Raw genomic sequence first — 15,764 nt, 5'->3', positions numbered from 1 at the left:
GCCCGCCGGCTTGCTCGCCACCGCGTCCTTCGCCACCGTCGACTCGGTGGCGGTCGACTCGGTGGCGGTCGACTCGGTGGCGGTCGACTCGCTCGTCGCAGTCGGCTCGTTCGTCACGCCGGGCTCGCTCGTCGCGGTCGGCTCGTTCGCAGTCGGCTCGTTCGTCGCGGTCATGCCGACACCTCCTCCGCGTGGGTGCTGCCGAGATAGGCCTCGGCGACCGCGGAATGGCTGCGGATCTCCGCCGGGGTGCCGTGCGCGATCACCTTGCCGAAGTTGAGCACGTGGATCTCGTCGCAGAGGCTGAGCACGAGGCTCATGTCGTGTTCGACCATGAGGATCGTGACGCCGCTGGCGCGGATGTCGCGCAGCCGCTGGCCGAGCCAGTGGCTCTCGACCGTGTCGAGACCACCCGCGGGTTCGTCGAGCAGCAGCACCCGGGGGCGCCCGACGAGGGCCCGGGCGATGGAGACGAGCTGGCGCTGGCCCTGGGAGAGCTCGCCGGCAGGACGGTCGGCGACGGCGGTGAGCCGCAGCAGGGTGAGGGTCGCCGCGACCTCCTCGGAACTGGAACTGCCGGCCTGGCGCCGCGAGGCGCCCGCGGTCAGCCCGACGCTGACGTTCTCCCGGACGCTGAGGTCCTCGTAGAGCTCGATCGCCTGGAAGGTCCGGCCGAGCCCGGCGCGGACCCGTTCGTGCGGACGCAGCACCGACACGTCCTGGTCGGCGAGCGCCACGCTGCCGGTGGCCCGGGCGAATCCGCTGATCGCGTCGATCGCCGTCGTCTTGCCGGCGCCGTTCGGGCCGATGAGGCCGACGATCCGCCCCGGCGGGACGGCCAGGGACAGGCCGTCGACGGCGAGCACACCGCCGTAGCGGACGGTGAGGTCGCGCACGGTCAGCAGGGGCTCGCCGGCGTCGTCGAAGGTGACCGCCGGCGTCGCGGTCGCCGCCGCGGCGTCGGCGACGATCTCGTCGGCCTGCGCGACCACGGCGTCCTCGGGCGCGACGAGCGCGTCCGACCGGATGTTCGCGGCCCGCGAGCGGCGGCGTTCGATCAACTGGTGGGCGGGGCCGACGATGCCCTCGGGGTTGAACACGACGGTGAGGATCAGCAGCAGCGCCGCCACCGCCTCGTACCAGACCCCGGTGGAGACGACCTTGTCGACGAGCGCGTAGACCAGCCCGTTGACGACGGTGACCCCGGCGAGCAGCCCACCGGAGACCGAGGTCGTGCCCGCGAGGTAGACGGTGCCGAAGAAGGTCAGCCCGACGATGGCGGTGAACGGGTCGTTGGTGACGTTGCCGTACTTGTAGGCCAGCAGCGCCCCGCCGATGCCCGCGATGAACGCCCCGAGCGCGAACGCGGCGAGCTTGACCCGCACCACGTTGACGCCGGCCGCGGCGGCGGAGCGCTCGTTGGCGCGCACGGCGAGCATCTGCGAGCCCAGCGTGCTGGTGCGCAGCCAGGCCACACCGAGCCCGACGAGCACGAGCACGAGCAGGCAGACCACCCCGAACGTCACCCGGGGGAAGTCCGAGCCACTGCCGACGCCGAGGTCCCACCCGAAGATCTCCGGGTTGGGCACCGACGCGCCGGAGGAGCCGACGAAGTCGAGGTTGCGGAACCACAGCGCTTCCAGCGCGAACGCCAGCGCGAAGGTCACCACCGCGACCGTCAGTCCACGGATGCGCAGCGCGGGCAGGCCGATCACCACGCCGATGACGGTGGCGCCGAGCGCGGCGACGATCGGCGCGAAGGGGAAGGCGATGTGCAGGTGCTCGGAGATCGGCCCGACCAGGAACGCCGCGACCCCGGCGAGCGGGAGCTGCGCGAACGACACCTGCCCGGCGTAGCCGGTGACGACCACGACCGACAGCGCGATGACGGCGTAGACGAACGTGGAGATCAGCCCGTCACGCAGGTCGCCGGTGAACGCGATGAGGCCCACGACACCGAGCACGGTCGGAACCANGGTCGGCAGCACCACGTTGTGCGGTCGAGGGGCACGGCCGAGGTTGCGGGTGATGACCGCTCCGCGGCCGGGCAGTGGCTGGGCGCGCACGACGAGGACGATGAGGATCAGGACGAGTGGGACGAGCTCCGGCAGGCCGGACNACGGCAGCCAGTCGTAGTTGTTCTGCAGGTACTGGGCCTCGGACTGCAGGGCACCGATGACGATGCCGGCGACCGTCGCCCACAGGACGTGCTGGAACCGACCCATGATCGCCGCCGCCAGGGCGGGGACGATGAACAGGGTGTAGGAGACGGGGATCAGCGGGACGATCGGCGCGATGAGGATGCCCACCAGCCCGGCCGCCGCCGAGGAGATCATCCAGTTGCCGGCGGCGACCCGGTCCGGGGAGATGCCGCTGACGTAGGCGCCCTTCTCGCTCGACGCCGTCGCGCGGGTGGCGAGGCCGAAGCGGGTGCGGGCGAACACGAGCGAGATCACGGCGGCGAGCGCGAGCACGGTGATCGCCAGGTAGACCCGGTCGCTCGGAACGTTGATCGAACCGGCCTTCCACAGGTCGGTCGGGAAGATCGGGTCGACCGCGACGGCGGTGGTCCCCATCCGCGCGGCGATCAGGGCGGTGATGGCCAGCGAGACGCCGAGCGAGGCGACCGCCTTGGCGACCGGTGGCGCGTTGCGCAGCGGCCGGAAGATCACCAGATGCAGCCCGAGGCCGAGCAGGGCGGAGAGCGCCACCGCGATCGGCAGCGCGGCACCCATCGGTAAATCGCCACCGATGTCGATGGTCGTCGGCGTGCCGGGGATCAGGTTGATCAGCTCGCCGGAGCGCAGGTAGGCATAGACGTAGGCGGCGAGCAGCGCGATGCTGCCCGTCGCGAAGTTGATGATCCCCGAGCTTCGGTAGGTGATGGTGAGCGCGAGCGCGAGCGCACCGAACACCGCACCGTTGCCGAGGCCGAGGAGCAGGAAAACAATGTGTTGACTCAAAAGTCACTCCGCAGGATCGTCCCAGAGCGGGAGGGGCGCTCAGGCCTGCGCAGGTCGCGGATCACCGCGCCTCGACAGGACCTCGGGGCGCGTGACGGATCTCGCCGGCCCCCCGATTGAGTTAAACTCATTGGATTCTTGTGTCTTACTTCACAGCCTGTCAAGCGATGCCGTGACCTGCGGCGGAACGGGCGGCAAACGGCCGGTTCGCGGCCAGCCGGAGGACCCGCTCCGCACCCGGCGTCACGCTGCGTCCGCGGNGGGCACCCGGCAGGCAGACCGATCAGAAGGCCGAGCGGTGGTGGCCCCCGTCGACGGCGATGTAGTGCCCGGTCAGGTAGCCGGCCTGGCGCGAGCACAGGTAGACGATCGACGAGGCGATCTCCTCGGGCTCACCGAGCCGGGCGGCCGGCACCCCCGCGGTCTCGATCATCCACTCGCGGCGCGCGTCCGGCTCGGTCAGGCCCTCGTGGGTCGACAGGTACCAGTTGGTCGTCTTCGTCGCGATCCAGCCCGGGGCGATCGTGTTGATGGTGATGCCGTGGCGGGCGTACTCGTCGGCGACGCTCTTGAGCAGGCCGACGGTGGACGGCCGGGTGGCGTTGGCCACCGTGTGGGGTGGCTTGTTCTGCGGCTCCTTGGCCGTCGCCGAGCCGATGTGGACGTAGCGCCCGAAGCCGGCCTCCTGCATCCCCGGCAGGACCGCGTGCAGCATGTGCACCTGGCTGAGCGTGTAGGTCCGGTAGGAGTCGACGTAGTCCTCCGCCCGGGTGATCTCGGCGAAGAAGNCGCGCACGTGGAAGTCGGCCTGGGTGACCACGATGAGCGGGGGCCCGAGGCGCTCGGTGACCTCGGCGACGGCCGAGGTGATGCCCTCGGCGGTGCTCATGTCCGCCGACACCCCGACCGCCTCGCCACCAGCCTGCGCGATGGACGCGACGGCCGAGTCGATGTGGCGCTGCGTGCGGGCGACGACGGCGACGCGGCTGCCCTCCGCGGCGAGCATCCTCGACACCTCGAGCCCGATCCCCTTGCTGCCACCGACGACGAGCGCCACCCGGTCACGAATGCCAAGGTCCACTGTTCTGCCTCTCCCACCGGGACGGTTCCAGCCTGCCGCCGTGCCCGCGCACACCGGCCGGGAACGGCGTTCCCATCCTGGCACGTGCGCCAACCGGGCGCCCGCAACGGTGATCACAACAGCTCATTGACAACACAACGTGACCTAAGCCACAATCGCGGCCGGACGTCAGCCGGCTTCGACCGACCGACCTCCGAGCGGCCACGCGTCCGACGGACTCGACGGCCCGTCGCCCGTCGCGGGGCTCGGCTCCCGCACCACCACCCCAGGCCGGCCCCCGGGCACTTCCCGAACACCATGAGGAGTTCCAGCGTGCATATCTCCAGCTCGCGATTACCGCTTCGGCGCACGTGTCCGACCCGCTCCCGCGGGCACCTGTCCCGTTCGGGCGGGCGCGCCCGCGCCGGCCTGTCGGCCGTGGCGCTCGCCGTGGCGGTCGCCACCGGCGTGGCGGCCTGCGGCGGCAGCAGCGGTGGCGGCAGCAGCACAGGCAGCACGGGCAGCACGGGCGGCACGGGCAGCACGACGAAGGCTGACAGCAGCCTGCTCGGCCCCGCCAAGGCCGCCACTGACACCCCGGTCAAGATCGGTTGGGTCAGCACCGGCCGGACGCAGGCCGTCGACACCTCCGGCGAGATCCGGGCCGCCCAGGCCGTGGTCGACTACGCCAACGCCCACCTCGGCGGCCTGCGCGGCCACAAGATCGAGCTCGTCACCTGCGAGGACAAGTCCGTCCCGGCCAACGCGCAGGCCTGCGGCAACCAGTTCCTGCGGGAGAAGGTCGCCGCGGTCGGGGCTGGCAGCCCCGGGCAGACCGACCCCTGGCTGAAGATCGTCGCGCCGGCGGGCATCCCGGTGGGCATGAACCTCGTCGCGACCCAGGCCACCCTGACGACGAAGAACGTGTTCATCTGGGGCAACCCCCTGGCCTCCTTCGGCACCCCGGCCGCCTTCGCCCGGGACAAGAAGCTCACCAGCGCCGCCGTGTTCGTCATCGACGTGCCCGCGGCCAGCGACCCGGCCAAGCAGCTCGTCCCGCCGTTCTTCGCCAACGCCGGGGCCAAGGCCGAGGTGATCGCGATCCCGCCGGGCACCGCCGACATGACCCCGCAGGTCCAGACCGCGCAGAAGAACAAGCCGGCGATGTATCACGTGATCGGCGACCCGACGTTCTGCGCCAGCGCCATCAAGGCGATCAAGGCCCTCGGCATCACCGCGCCGATCACCGCGCTGGACCGCTGCATCGGCGCCGACCACGGCGCGTCGATCCCCGGCGGCTTCGCCGGCGTCGACATCATCGCGCAGGCCAACGTCGACCCGTCCACCCCCGAGTTCAAGCTGTTCAACGCCGTGATCGGCGCCTACGGCAAGAACCTGAAGATCGACTCGATCAGCATGAGCGGCTACCAGGGCATGTTGAGCCTGGTGCGGGGCGTGAACTCNGTGCCCGGCACGGACGTCTCCTCCGCGGCCATCGCCACGGCGCTGCACACCATGCCGCCCACCACGTACGCGCTCGGCGGTGGCGCCGACTTCCAGTGCAACGGCAAGGCCAACTCGATCTCGCCGAACATCTGCTCCACCACCGGGTTCATCGCGGACGCCGACAAGCAGGGCACGCTGACGAACTTCCGCTCCCTCGACACCACGGGGATCTTCAAGCTCGGCGCGAGCTGACGGTCCCCGCCAAAGCGGGCAGCACACGCAGACGGGCGCTCCGGGGCCGCTGGCCCCGGAGCGCCTCTGCGTGCGCCCGGCTACCGCGAGGCGGCGGGCCGGGGCAGGCCGACGAGGTCCAGGACCAGCTCCGCGTAGGCGGCGACCTCGTCGGTGTCGGGCTGATGGTCGAGAGCGATCCAGGCCGCCTGGCGGCTCATGACCAGTTCGAACGCGGCGTCGGCGAGCAGTTCCGCCCGCGGCAGCTCGGCGCTGCGCAACGTCCGGGTCAGGGGCTGGCGCAGCGGGAAAGTCAGCGTGGCCTCGGCCTGCGGGAAGCGGTGCAGCAGGCGATAACGGTCCAGGGCGAGGGCGCGGATCGCCCGCGCCGCCTCGCCCCGAGCCAGCGACAGCAGCGCCACCGCCCAGGTGCGTACCGCCTCGACGGGCGGTCCGGCGGCGGCGACGCGGCGCTCCACCACCATGGCCGTGCGCCGCGTCGCCTCCTCGACCACGGCCAGGGTCAGCCCGTCCTTCGACCCGAACACCCGGTAGAAGGCGGCGTTGTGCCGCCCGGCGCGCGCCACGATCCGGCTCACCTGCAGGTCGACCGTGTCGGTCGCGGCGAGCAGGTCCAGCGCCGCGGCGATGAACGCCTGCCGCTCGCGCGCCAGGGCGGCGGGATCGTCGAGGTAGCGCAGCGGACTCGCCATCGGCGCTCCCTTCGTCGGCGCACAGCGGCATCTGTGGGCGCACGCCAGCAGCCGGACACGGCCCGTGGAACATCATTCTACGGCGTGTGGACGGCGGCCCGGCGACGTGCCCGCGAGGCGGACGTGAGGGATCCCCACGGTAGTTGACGCCACCGCCAACGGAAGGCCCCTGCGGACCGCCGGACCGCCCGGCCGGACGAGAGACTCTGCCGCCTCCCCGCTTGCACGGGGCATACGTCCTGTGTGCACGGCACGTCGACGCTCAGATTCCCTGCGCAGTCACCTGACCGGCGGACAGCAATCAGGTGACGGGTGCGTCAACATTGGGTACNCTGCCTCGCGCCCAACCGCAACACCGACGAGGGAGCGCGTCTCATGCCGCTGCAGGATCATCATCAGATCGTCTCGGTGGACGACCACCTCATCGAACATCCCCGCGTCTGGCAGGATCGGCTGCCGGCGGCGCTGCNCGAGNAGGGCCCGCGCATCGTCGAGCAGAACGGCAAGCACGTCTGGCACTACGACGGTTCGGTCTTCCCGACCGTCGGGCTCAACGCGGTCGCCGGCCGCCCGCCGCAGGAGTGGGGCATCGACCCGGTCCGCTACGAGGAGATGATCCCCGGCTGTTACGACCCGGTCGCCCGGGTCAAGGACATGGACCTCGACGGCATCCAGGCCGCCCTGTGCTTCCCGTCCTTCCCCGGCTTCGGCGGCGGCGTGTTCCAGCGGGCGCCCGACAAGGACCTCGCGCTGCTGTGCGTGCAGGCGTGGAACGACTTCCACATCGACGAGTGGTGCGCGGCCGCGCCGGACCGCTTCATCCCCCTCGCCCTGATCCCCACCTGGGACCCGCAGCTCGCCGCGGCGGAGATCCGCCGCACCGCCGCCAAGGGCGCCCGGACCATCTCCTTCCCCGACAGCCCCGTGCCGCTGGGGCTGCCGTCGTTCCACAACGCCGCCTGGGAGCCCGTGTGGGACGCCTGCGAGGAGACCGGCATGGTCATCTCGCTGCACTTCGGCTCGGGCAGCTACGTCCCCGGCTTCTCCTTCGCCGCCACCCGCGCCATTCCCGGTGAGGTCGTCCTGCCCGACGCGCCGTTCGCCGTCGCCATCACNATCTTCTCGACCAACCTCATGTGGTCGACCACCGACCTGCTGTTCTCCGGGATCCTCCAGAAGCACCCGAAGCTGCAGTTCTCCCTGGCCGAGGGCGGCATCGGCTGGATCCCCTACCTGCTCGAGCGCGCCGACTTCGTCTGGGAGCGCCACCGCTACTACCAGCCGATCGACTTCGACGCCCGCCCCTCCGACCTGTTCCGCGAGCACTTCTGGGGCTGCTTCATCGACGACGAGTTCGGCCTGGAGAACCGGCACAAGGTCGGCATCGACCGGATCATGCTGGAGATCGACTACCCGCACTCCGACTCGAACTGGCCGAACAGCCGCAAGCGTGCCGCCGAGGTCCTCGCGAACGTCCCCGACGACGAGGTCGTGAAGATCACCGAGACCAACGCCCGCACGATGCTCAACTTCCCGCGCACCTGAACTGACCGGGCACCTGAACTGACCGGGCACCTGAACTGAACCGTCAGGACGTGCCGGTGGTCGCGGCGCCGGGGTAGAGCGCGGAGGTCAGCAGCTCGGACTCGGCGTCGCGCCACCGCGTCCAGGACCGCTCGTCGTCGAAGTCGAGGCCCAGGGCGTGTTCCAGCATCGGGCCGAGCAGGACCGGAGCGAAGCCGAGGATGAACAGCATCGCCGCCTCGGCGCGCAGGTCCGTCGACGGTCGGGCCTTGCCCAGGCGTTCGCGGTGGGCGAGTTCCTCGGCGGACAGGTCCACCGCCCGGCGGAACCAGTCCAGGCCGTCGGGCTGGCCGTCGAGCAGCATCCGGCGGACGTAGGCGCCGAGCAGCGGCACCTCCGCGACCATCCGCTCGAAGCGGACGAGCCGGCGTTGCAGCGCCTGCGCCGGGTCGCCGCCGCGATCGGGTTCGCGGGTGTTGCGGTGCAGGTACTCGACGATCCACGTCGAGATCGCGTCGATGACCCCCTGCTTCGAACCGAAGTGGTGGATCACCAGGGCCGGTGAGACGCCGGCGCGCTGGGCGATCGCGCGGACGGTCGTCGAGTGCACGCCCCGCTCGGCGACCAGGGCGAAGGCCGCCGCCCGGATGCGCGCCTTCGCGGTGAGATCCTCCGGCCCGGTCAGGTGCGTCGACATCGCCATCCCCCTCCATGGTGAACAGATGTTCAGCATAGGGTCGCGCAGACGAGAGGAGTCCCGAGNTGGCCGACACCGGTGCAGCGACGCCGACGACGGTGGCACGGAACAAGGCGGCGGTGCGGGCGTTCTTCGACCGGATGAACGCCGGCGACGTGGCCGGCGCCTTCGACCTGCTCACCGACGACGCCGCCTGGTTCAGCCTGTCGACGCGGCGGTTCTCCGACCGCGACCAGATGCGCGCGTCGATCGACTGGGTCAACACCGAGCTGCTGCGGGCGCCGATCCANCAGACCGTCACGACGCTCACCGCCGAGGACGACCGGGTCGCCGCCCTCACCGAGGGCCACGCGGTCACCGTCGCCGGCAAGCACTACGACCAGGCATACCACTTCCTGTTCGAGTTCTCGGGCGAGCGCATCAGCCGGCTGTGGGAGTTCAACGACACCTACCACTCCCGGACGGTCTTCGCGCTGAGCGAGGCCGGCGACCTGCCGCGGACCGACCCCGCCTGATCACGGCGCCGGGTGCTCCCGGACCGCCCCCGCGGCGAGGAGCTCGGCGATGCGACTGTCGGAGTAGCCCAGGCCCGCGAGGATCCGGCGGGTGCCCGCCCCCGGGGGCGGAGCCGCCGCGGTGATCTCGACCGGGTTGCCGGACCAGTCGGCGTAGCGGCGCACGACCGTGCACGGGCCGACGTCCGGTTCGTCGATGCGGGTGAGGATGCCCGCCGCGGCGAACCAGGGATCGGTCAGGAAGCCGCCGCGGTCGAGGACGGGGGCGGCCGGCACGCCCGCGGCGGCGAGCAGGTCGGCGGCCTCGGCGCTGGTCAGGCCGGCGAGCGCCGCGGTGATCCGGTCGGCCGCCGGGCCCGCGGCCGGCGCCCGCAGCAGCGCCACGGCACCGGCCTCCCCTCCCACGCCGGCCTCGCGCCCCACGTCTGCGAGGTCGAGTGCGGCCACGAGGGCGGCGGCGTGCTCGGGCGTCGTGGCGGCGACGGCGACCCAGCCCTCCTTGCACGGGTGCAGCCGGTGCACCGCGGTGTCGCCGACGTACTCGTGGCCGCCCACCGCCGGCGCGGGCCGCCCGGCGTGGCGGACGAACTCCCCGGCCTGCATCATCACCGAGGAGTTCACCATCGTGGTGACGACCTCCTGCCCGAGCCCGTCGCGCCGCCGGGCGTACAGCGCGGCGAGGATGCCGAAGGCGACCAGCGACCCGGTGCCGATGTCGTGCACGAGCATGGCGCTCTGGCAGGGCGCGCCGGCGCCGCCCTGGGCGGTGATGAGCCCGGAGCGGGCTTGCAGCAGCGGATCGAACGCAGGGGTGGCGCTCAGCGGGTTGCCGGTGCCCCAGGCGGTGACCGTGCCGCGCACGAGCCGCGGGTTGATCGCGGCGAGGGTGGCGTGGTCGGTACCGATGCGCTCGCGTACCCCCGGGCGCACGTTGTCGAGCAGGACGTCGGCGCTGCGCACCAGGTCGTGGAACGTCTCCCGGCCCTCGGGGGTCTTCAGGTCGACCACGATGTCGTCCTGACCTTTGTGGAAGGCGAGGAAGGAGACGGTGTAGATCCGGTAGGGGTCGCCGCCGGGCCCCTCGACCTTGATGACCTCGGCGCCGTAGTCGGCCAGCAGCGTCGAGCCGAACGGCCCGGCGACGAAGCTGCCCAGGTCGAGCACGCGCAGCCCGGCCAGCGGCGCCGCCGGCTCCCCCGCCACCGCGGCCGCCGGCTCCTCTCCCCCCGCGGCAGGGCGCGGATCGGTCCAGACCGCCGCGGCGTCGACGAACGCCTGCGCGCCCGGCAGGTGCGAGAACGTCCCCGGGGTGCGGCTCAACCGGATCGGATCGCCGGGGATCTCCACCGGGCCGAGCTCGGGATGGACGTGCACCCGGCGCATCCCGTTCGACGCGACGACCTCGCCCGCCCACCACTCGTCGCGGGTCTGCGCCGGGGCGTTGGGCACCCCGGCGTCGGTCAGCAGCCGCTCCCAGTGGGCCAGCGGCCGCTCGGCGAACCTCGCCGCAAAGCGTTCGACGACCGGGGCGCCGACACCGGGGCGCAGCATGTTCAGCATCGAGCCGTCCACGCCCGGCATGGTCAGCACCTCGAACAGGTCGAGCACGTCGAGCGCGGTGAGGAAAAGCGGCTCGGTGAGCGCGCCGAGGTAGAGCCAGCGGTCGTCGGAACAGCGGTAGAGCCGGTAGTTCGGCGACGAGCCACCGCCCCCCGGCTGGCTCGCGCGGATGATCCCCTCGGCGTCGGTGAGGCTCGCGGCCTGCATCGCCGCCGTCGCGTGCAGCCCGCTGACCAGCACCGCCCGCCCGCGGCCGGCACCCCCGCGGGCGGCATCCCCGCGGGCGGCATCCCCGCGGCCGGCACCGTCGCGGCCGGCACCGTCGCGGCCCAGCAGGGCGGCCGCGGCGGCGGTCGCGCCGAGGATGGCCTGGCCATAGGCGGCGATCGGGGTGACCAGCGCGAGTGGGTGACCGTCGTAGGAGCCGTGCTCACCGGAGGCGCTGGACACGGCGTCGGCGAGCAGCGGATCGGCCGGCAGTCGGCCCCACGGCGCCGCCGGGGCGAGCAGCGGCAGCCACAGGTGGATCAGGTCCGGATGCGCCGCGCGCACACCGTCCGGGTCGAGGCCGTCGCGGTCGAGGTCGTCGGGAGTGCCGTCGACGACGAGCACGTCGGCGGCGGCGAGCAGGCGGCGAAGCTGCGCCGCCCCGGCGGGGGTTGTCCGGTCGAGGGCGCACAGCCACTTGTTCCGGTCCCAGCACAGCGCACCCGGGCCGCCGTCGAGCGGGCCGCGCCCCGGCGAGAGTAATCGCACGACGTCGGCGCCCTGGTCGGCGAGGTACATCGCGGCCATCGCGCCCGCGATCCCCCCGCTCGCGTCGAGGACCCGCACGCCGTCATACGCGCCACTCATCCCGCACCCCTCCCGCCGAGGTCGCGCTGCCGTCCACACCTCCCGGTCCCCGGCTGCATCTCGGACCCGACGACAGCGGTGGGCGCCGGATCGACCAGGACGGCGAGCATCCACGTCCACCCTAATCCGTGTATTCCTGCAGCTCAGCCAGTTCTAGACACATCGTGTACGCAGCATCCGCGCTGCCACGGCGTGGGCCAGGACTTCGTCCCCCGGTGCGGGACTCGGCTGTATTGCTGCGGCTGCGGCGATCTTGGTGTTCCGCGGAACCGCGTCGCGGTCATCGCGCCTGCGGCGCAGGGCGGGCGCATGAGCCTTCCCTGCATCCGTCGCGGACCACCTGACAGCCGCCNCCACGGCCCGCGTGCTGAGGCCAGGAAAACGGTCCGCGTCAGAAGGCGAGCTGGAGCTGGCGCTTGAGGACCTTGCCCATGGAGTTGCGGGGGAGCTCGGCGACCAGTTCGAGCTGCTCAGGGATCTTGTAGGGGGCGAGGCCCTCGGCGCGGCAGAACGCCACGAGCGCCGCGAGCGTCGGCGCCGGCTGGTCGGGGTCGGGCACGACGACGGCGACGGCGCGCNCCCCCGTGCGGGCGTCGGGCAGCCCGACGACGGCGACCTCGGCGACCGCCGGATGGCGCAGCACGACCGCCTCGACCTCCAGCGCCGAGATGTTCTCGGCATTGCGGATGATGATGTCCTTCAGCCGCCCGGTCAGGTGCAGCCAGCCGTCGACGTCGACATAGCCGAGGTCGCCGCTGCGCAGGTAGCCGGCCTCGTCGAAGGCCCCCGCGTCGAGGGCGGGATCGGTGTAGCCGGCGAAGAGCTGCGGGCCGCGCAGGCGCAGCTCGCCCTCCTCCCCGGGTGCGGCGGGCGTGTCGTCGGCGCGCACGACCCGCACGCTGACCCCCGGCGCCGGGCGGCCGGCGGTGCGTTCCATCCGCTCGTCCGGGGACCCGGGCGCGGCGTAACCGACGACGGGATGCTCGGTGAGGCCCCAGCCGTTGCAGATCCCGGCCCCGCCGAGCTCGGCGCGGATCCGCGTGTGCAGGCCCGGCTCGTTCGGCGCCCCGCCCGAGACGCACAGCCGCAGCCGGGGGAACAGCGGCTCGTCGCCGTGGCGGCGCTGCGCGTCGAGGTAGGCGTGGAAGAACGGCGCGGCGCTGCCGAGCATCGTCACGCCGTGGCGGGCGAGCATCTCCGGGGTGGCCTCCCGGTCGAAGGTCTCCACGAGCACGCCGGAGCACCCGACCCGCGCCATGAGACCCAGCATCCCCGGGCCGCCGATGTGCGCCAGCGGGAACGGGATGGACGCGACGTCGGCCTCGGTGAATCCGAGCTGGTAGACCATCCCGTTGGAGCTGGCGAGCACCGAACGGTCGGTGTGCCGCACGCCCTTGGGCACGCCCGTGGTGCCCGAGGTGTAGAACACCCAGCGCACCGCGTCACCGTCGGCGTCCACGGCCACGGNCACGGCCCCGGCCAGGGGCGGGAGCACGGCCGGGTCGCCCAGCGGCAACCCGATCGGGATCCCCGCCTCCCCGGCCTCCTCTTCCCCGGCCTCCCCTCCCCCGACCGACGTGGCGGGATCGCAGACGAGGACGCGGGCGTCGTGGCGGGCGGCGACCTTCTCCGCCATCGTCCGATGGTCGAATCGGCGGAAGACCTCGGGGACGACGATCCAGCGCGCCCTGAGCTGGCCGACGATGAAGTCGACCTCGGCCTCGCGCAGGACCGGGATGAGCGGGTTCTGTACCGCGCCGAGGCGGGCCAGCGCCGACATGAGCACGGCGGCCTCGATCGTCGTCGGGAGCTGCCAGCTCACCGTCTCCCCCGGGCGCACCCCCAGCTCCCACAGCCCGGCGGCGACCCGCTCGGCGACGTCGCGGAACTGCCGGAAGGTCAGCCGCCGCCCGCCGGCGTCGACGAGCATCGCCAGATCCGGGGTCGCCCGCGCCCGGCGCTCGATCAGCTCCCACCAGGTGACGGCGTCATTGATGACCGAAACCGGAACCGGCACGCGAAGCACCCCTCGGACTCGATGCGGCGCGGCCGGCGGAACCGACGCAGACGAGATCCCCGAATGACCGAGGAATCCCGGCGCAGGATACGGAGGACACTTCTTCGCCGCGCGTAGAACGATATTCTATGAAGCCGTCGCAACCATCGTCAATGACGGGACGCCGCGAAGCGGCCCGCTCACTCGACGTGCGTCAGACCCGGCGGAAGACGGCGCGGGCGACGCTGACGACGCGGTCCCCTCGCCCCTCATCGCGCAGCGTCAGCTGCGTCGCGATCCGCTCGGAGCGCCCGCTGACCACCTCGGCCTCGGCCCGGAACGGCCCGGCGACGCCGGGGCGGATGAACATGACGATCCAGCTGTCGACCTGCAGTGCGTCGGTGCCGGCGTGCGCGGCGGCGGCGTCCGTCGCCGCGGCCTCGAGGACGATGTTGATCGGCCCGAGGTGCAGCGCGGCGTGCGGCGAGGACAGCTCCGGGGTGACCTCGGGCAGCCGCCAGACCCCGTCGTCCCCGCGGCGCGCCCCGAAGACCTGGTGCAGCGGCGGCAGCGACGGGGAGTCCACCACTGGGACCGGGGGGTTGGAGACCTTCTGGTAGTCCTCGGGGACGTCGCCGAGGCTCACCCCGGTCCCGCACGACACGGCGATCACCCGGCTCGGGTCGTCGGCGTCGACCGTCAGTGACCGGCTGAAACCCATGGAGCGGCCGAGGTGGATGACGTCGCGGTGCACGACGACACCGCGGACGTCGCGGGCGCTGTCGAGGATGTCGTAGGACATCACCACCGGCGCCGGCACGCACTGGCTGTCCAACCAGTAGGGCTCGGGCGAGGCGATGCACAGCGGCGCCGCCATGATGCCGCCGGTCGAGTTGCGCATGTCGTGGCGCAGCGGCATCGTCTCCCGCTCGACTTCGCTGTCGAGATCGGGGCTCAGCTTTCCCAGATAACGGTAGCTGAGCAGGGCCGTCCAGGCCTCCTCGAACTGCTTCCAGTGTTCTTCCGGGGTGACTTCACGAATATCCCTGACCATTCCTGGACGGTACTACAGGGATACCGGGCGAACCGCCCCGGAATTCTTTCCGAGCGCGGCGGCCAGCGCCTCGACGTCGCCGAGCGAGCGCAGCAGGTCGTTGAGATGGGTGCAGGTGGAGATGCCGCGGAACGCGCCGCCGACCAGCCCGCGCACGGCGCGGACGTCGGTACCGACGAGGCGGTCCGCGCTCGCGCCGGCCAGCGGGCACTCGACCCAGGGCAGGACCCGCGGCTGCGCGGCGACCGTCACGACGGTGAACGTCGCGGCGTCGATCCCGGCGCTCAGGCCGTACTCGTGGACGACGGTCTCGTCGCCGTCGGAGTCGACGTAGGTGTCGCGGAACATCGCGTCGACGTCGAGCAGCCCGTCGTGGACGGTGAGGTCGAGCCGCCGGCGGCGGCGCACCCCGTGCACGCCCAGCGGCGCCAGCTCGTGCCAGGCGGCCGGGTCGTCGGGGTCGGCGAGGTCGGGGGCGACGGGGCCGGCCATCGGCGGCAGGCCGCCGGCGCGGCGCAGGGAGACCATCATCGTGCCGTCGGAACGCCAGCCGGAGCAGATGTCGGCCTGGGCCATCCCGCCCGGATGCGGCCCGTTCTCGCCGGGCTCCACCGCCCAGGCGTACCCGGAGATGATGACCGCGCCGGGCACGTCGTCGAGCAGCAGGTGCCCCAGGGACGACCCCTCGGCGGGCAGGGCGGCGGCGATGGCCTTGCGGAACCCGCCGGGCACGCTCGCGCCGACGAGCGCCTCGGCGCCGGGCAGGGGCGGGTCGGCGGTGACGCGGGCGACGGCGGGGCGCGCCGTGCGGTCGATCTCGACCTCGACGGCCGCGTGGGCCAGCTCGAACCCGGTCCCGGCGGGGTCGGTGAGCAGGTCGCGGCCCCGCCCGCGCAGCACCAGCGGGCCGCTCAGCTCGCGGCCGCCGACGATGTCGACGGTGCTGGTGCGCCGGATCGAACCCGGTCGGCGCCGGGGGGTCGCCGCCGCCGGAATGCGCGGACCATGGCCGGGATGACCTGCTCGGATCATCGCCACTCCCCCGTGTCAGATCGGGCCCGGGTCGGGCCGGGTGGAACGTGGTGCGGCCACGAGGTCGCCACCGCCGGGCCAGGCCGGCTGCGGCGGGCGGCCCCGCGGCCGCCGAGCC

At 72.6% G+C, this 15,764-nt stretch carries 9 protein-coding genes and 9 pseudogenes; 6 read left to right on the top strand and 12 right to left on the bottom strand.

Annotation, left to right across the window (positions count from 1 at the left end; genetic code table 11):
* Window positions 1-170: 170 nt before the first annotated feature.
* The 4 genes and pseudogenes from FF86_RS37060 to FF86_RS37045 form a co-directional block, all read right to left on the bottom strand.
* Window positions 171-1,975, bottom strand: a pseudogene (locus FF86_RS37060) (ATP-binding cassette domain-containing protein); the annotation flags it as partial.
* 144 nt (window positions 1,976-2,119) lie between these two features.
* On the bottom strand, window positions 2,120-2,963 hold an 844-nt coding region (locus FF86_RS37055; RefSeq protein WP_396229715.1), incomplete at its 3' end, for a branched-chain amino acid ABC transporter permease.
* A 283-nt stretch (window positions 2,964-3,246) separates the two neighbouring features.
* A pseudogene (locus tag FF86_RS37050) lies at window positions 3,247-3,751 on the bottom strand (SDR family oxidoreductase); the annotation flags it as partial.
* A gap of 1 nt (window position 3,752) precedes the next feature.
* Window positions 3,753-4,020 (bottom strand): SDR family NAD(P)-dependent oxidoreductase (locus FF86_RS37045; protein ID WP_255355666.1); only part of this gene is annotated, 268 nt, incomplete at its 3' end.
* 321 nt (window positions 4,021-4,341) lie between these two features.
* Here FF86_RS37045 and FF86_RS00150 point away from each other — a divergent pair.
* Window positions 4,342-5,486 (top strand): annotated as a pseudogene (locus FF86_RS00150) (ABC transporter substrate-binding protein); the annotation flags it as partial.
* Window position 5,487: 1 nt separating this feature from the next.
* Window positions 5,488-5,721 (top strand): annotated as a pseudogene (locus tag FF86_RS37040) (branched-chain amino acid ABC transporter substrate-binding protein); the annotation flags it as partial.
* An 80-nt stretch (window positions 5,722-5,801) separates the two neighbouring features.
* Here the strand turns inward: FF86_RS37040 and FF86_RS00145 are convergent.
* On the bottom strand, window positions 5,802-6,413 hold the full coding sequence (locus FF86_RS00145; RefSeq protein ID WP_055863579.1) for a TetR family transcriptional regulator: 612 nt from the start codon (window positions 6,411-6,413) through the stop codon (window positions 5,802-5,804).
* Window positions 6,414-6,888: 475 nt separating this feature from the next.
* Here FF86_RS00145 and FF86_RS37035 point away from each other — a divergent pair.
* Window positions 6,889-7,528, top strand: a pseudogene (locus FF86_RS37035) (amidohydrolase family protein); the annotation flags it as partial.
* A gap of 1 nt (window position 7,529) precedes the next feature.
* A partial coding sequence (locus FF86_RS37030) for an amidohydrolase family protein (protein WP_242417906.1) occupies window positions 7,530-7,958 on the top strand: 429 nt, incomplete at its 5' end.
* A 43-nt stretch (window positions 7,959-8,001) separates the two neighbouring features.
* On the opposite strand, the gene FF86_RS00135 is transcribed toward FF86_RS37030, so the two are convergent.
* Window positions 8,002-8,634, bottom strand: a complete 633-nt coding sequence (locus FF86_RS00135; RefSeq protein ID WP_044887313.1) for a TetR/AcrR family transcriptional regulator — start codon at window positions 8,632-8,634, stop codon at window positions 8,002-8,004.
* Between the two features lie 140 nt (window positions 8,635-8,774).
* On the opposite strand from FF86_RS00135, the pseudogene FF86_RS37025 reads away from it, so the two are divergent.
* A pseudogene (locus FF86_RS37025) lies at window positions 8,775-8,923 on the top strand (ketosteroid isomerase); the annotation flags it as partial.
* Between the two features lies 1 nt (window position 8,924).
* Window positions 8,925-9,149: pseudogene (locus tag FF86_RS37020) on the top strand (ketosteroid isomerase); the annotation flags it as partial.
* Here the strand turns inward: FF86_RS37020 and FF86_RS00125 are convergent.
* The 6 genes and pseudogenes from FF86_RS00125 to FF86_RS00110 all read right to left on the bottom strand — a co-directional run bounded on the left by FF86_RS00125 (window position 9,150) and on the right by FF86_RS00110 (window position 15,646).
* The gene (locus FF86_RS00125; protein ID WP_044887290.1) at window positions 9,150-11,564 is read right to left on the bottom strand and encodes a CoA transferase; all 2,415 of its coding nucleotides are present in this window, start codon (window positions 11,562-11,564) and stop codon (window positions 9,150-9,152) included.
* Between the two features lie 391 nt (window positions 11,565-11,955).
* Window positions 11,956-12,142, bottom strand: a pseudogene (locus FF86_RS37015) (cyclohexanecarboxylate-CoA ligase); the annotation flags it as partial.
* Window position 12,143: 1 nt separating this feature from the next.
* A pseudogene (locus FF86_RS37010) lies at window positions 12,144-13,031 on the bottom strand (class I adenylate-forming enzyme family protein); the annotation flags it as partial.
* 1 nt (window position 13,032) lies between these two features.
* Window positions 13,033-13,581, bottom strand: a 549-nt coding sequence (locus FF86_RS37005) for an AMP-binding protein (protein ID WP_242417905.1), incomplete at its 3' end; no start/stop codon positions are given.
* A 193-nt stretch (window positions 13,582-13,774) separates the two neighbouring features.
* Window positions 13,775-14,614, bottom strand: a complete 840-nt coding sequence (locus FF86_RS00115; protein ID WP_044887291.1) for a hypothetical protein — start codon at window positions 14,612-14,614, stop codon at window positions 13,775-13,777.
* Window positions 14,615-14,626: 12 nt separating this feature from the next.
* Complete coding sequence (locus tag FF86_RS00110) at window positions 14,627-15,646, bottom strand: DUF2889 domain-containing protein (protein ID WP_044887316.1); 1,020 nt, start codon at window positions 15,644-15,646, stop codon at window positions 14,627-14,629.
* Between the last annotated feature and the right edge of the window lie 118 nt (window positions 15,647-15,764).

Source organism: Frankia sp. CpI1-P (assembly GCF_001421075.1).
Lineage (GTDB): Bacteria > Actinomycetota > Actinomycetes > Frankiales > Frankiaceae > Frankia > Frankia torreyi.
Note: the sequence above shows the minus strand (reverse complement) of the source record. Positions and strands in the feature narration are given on the sequence as shown.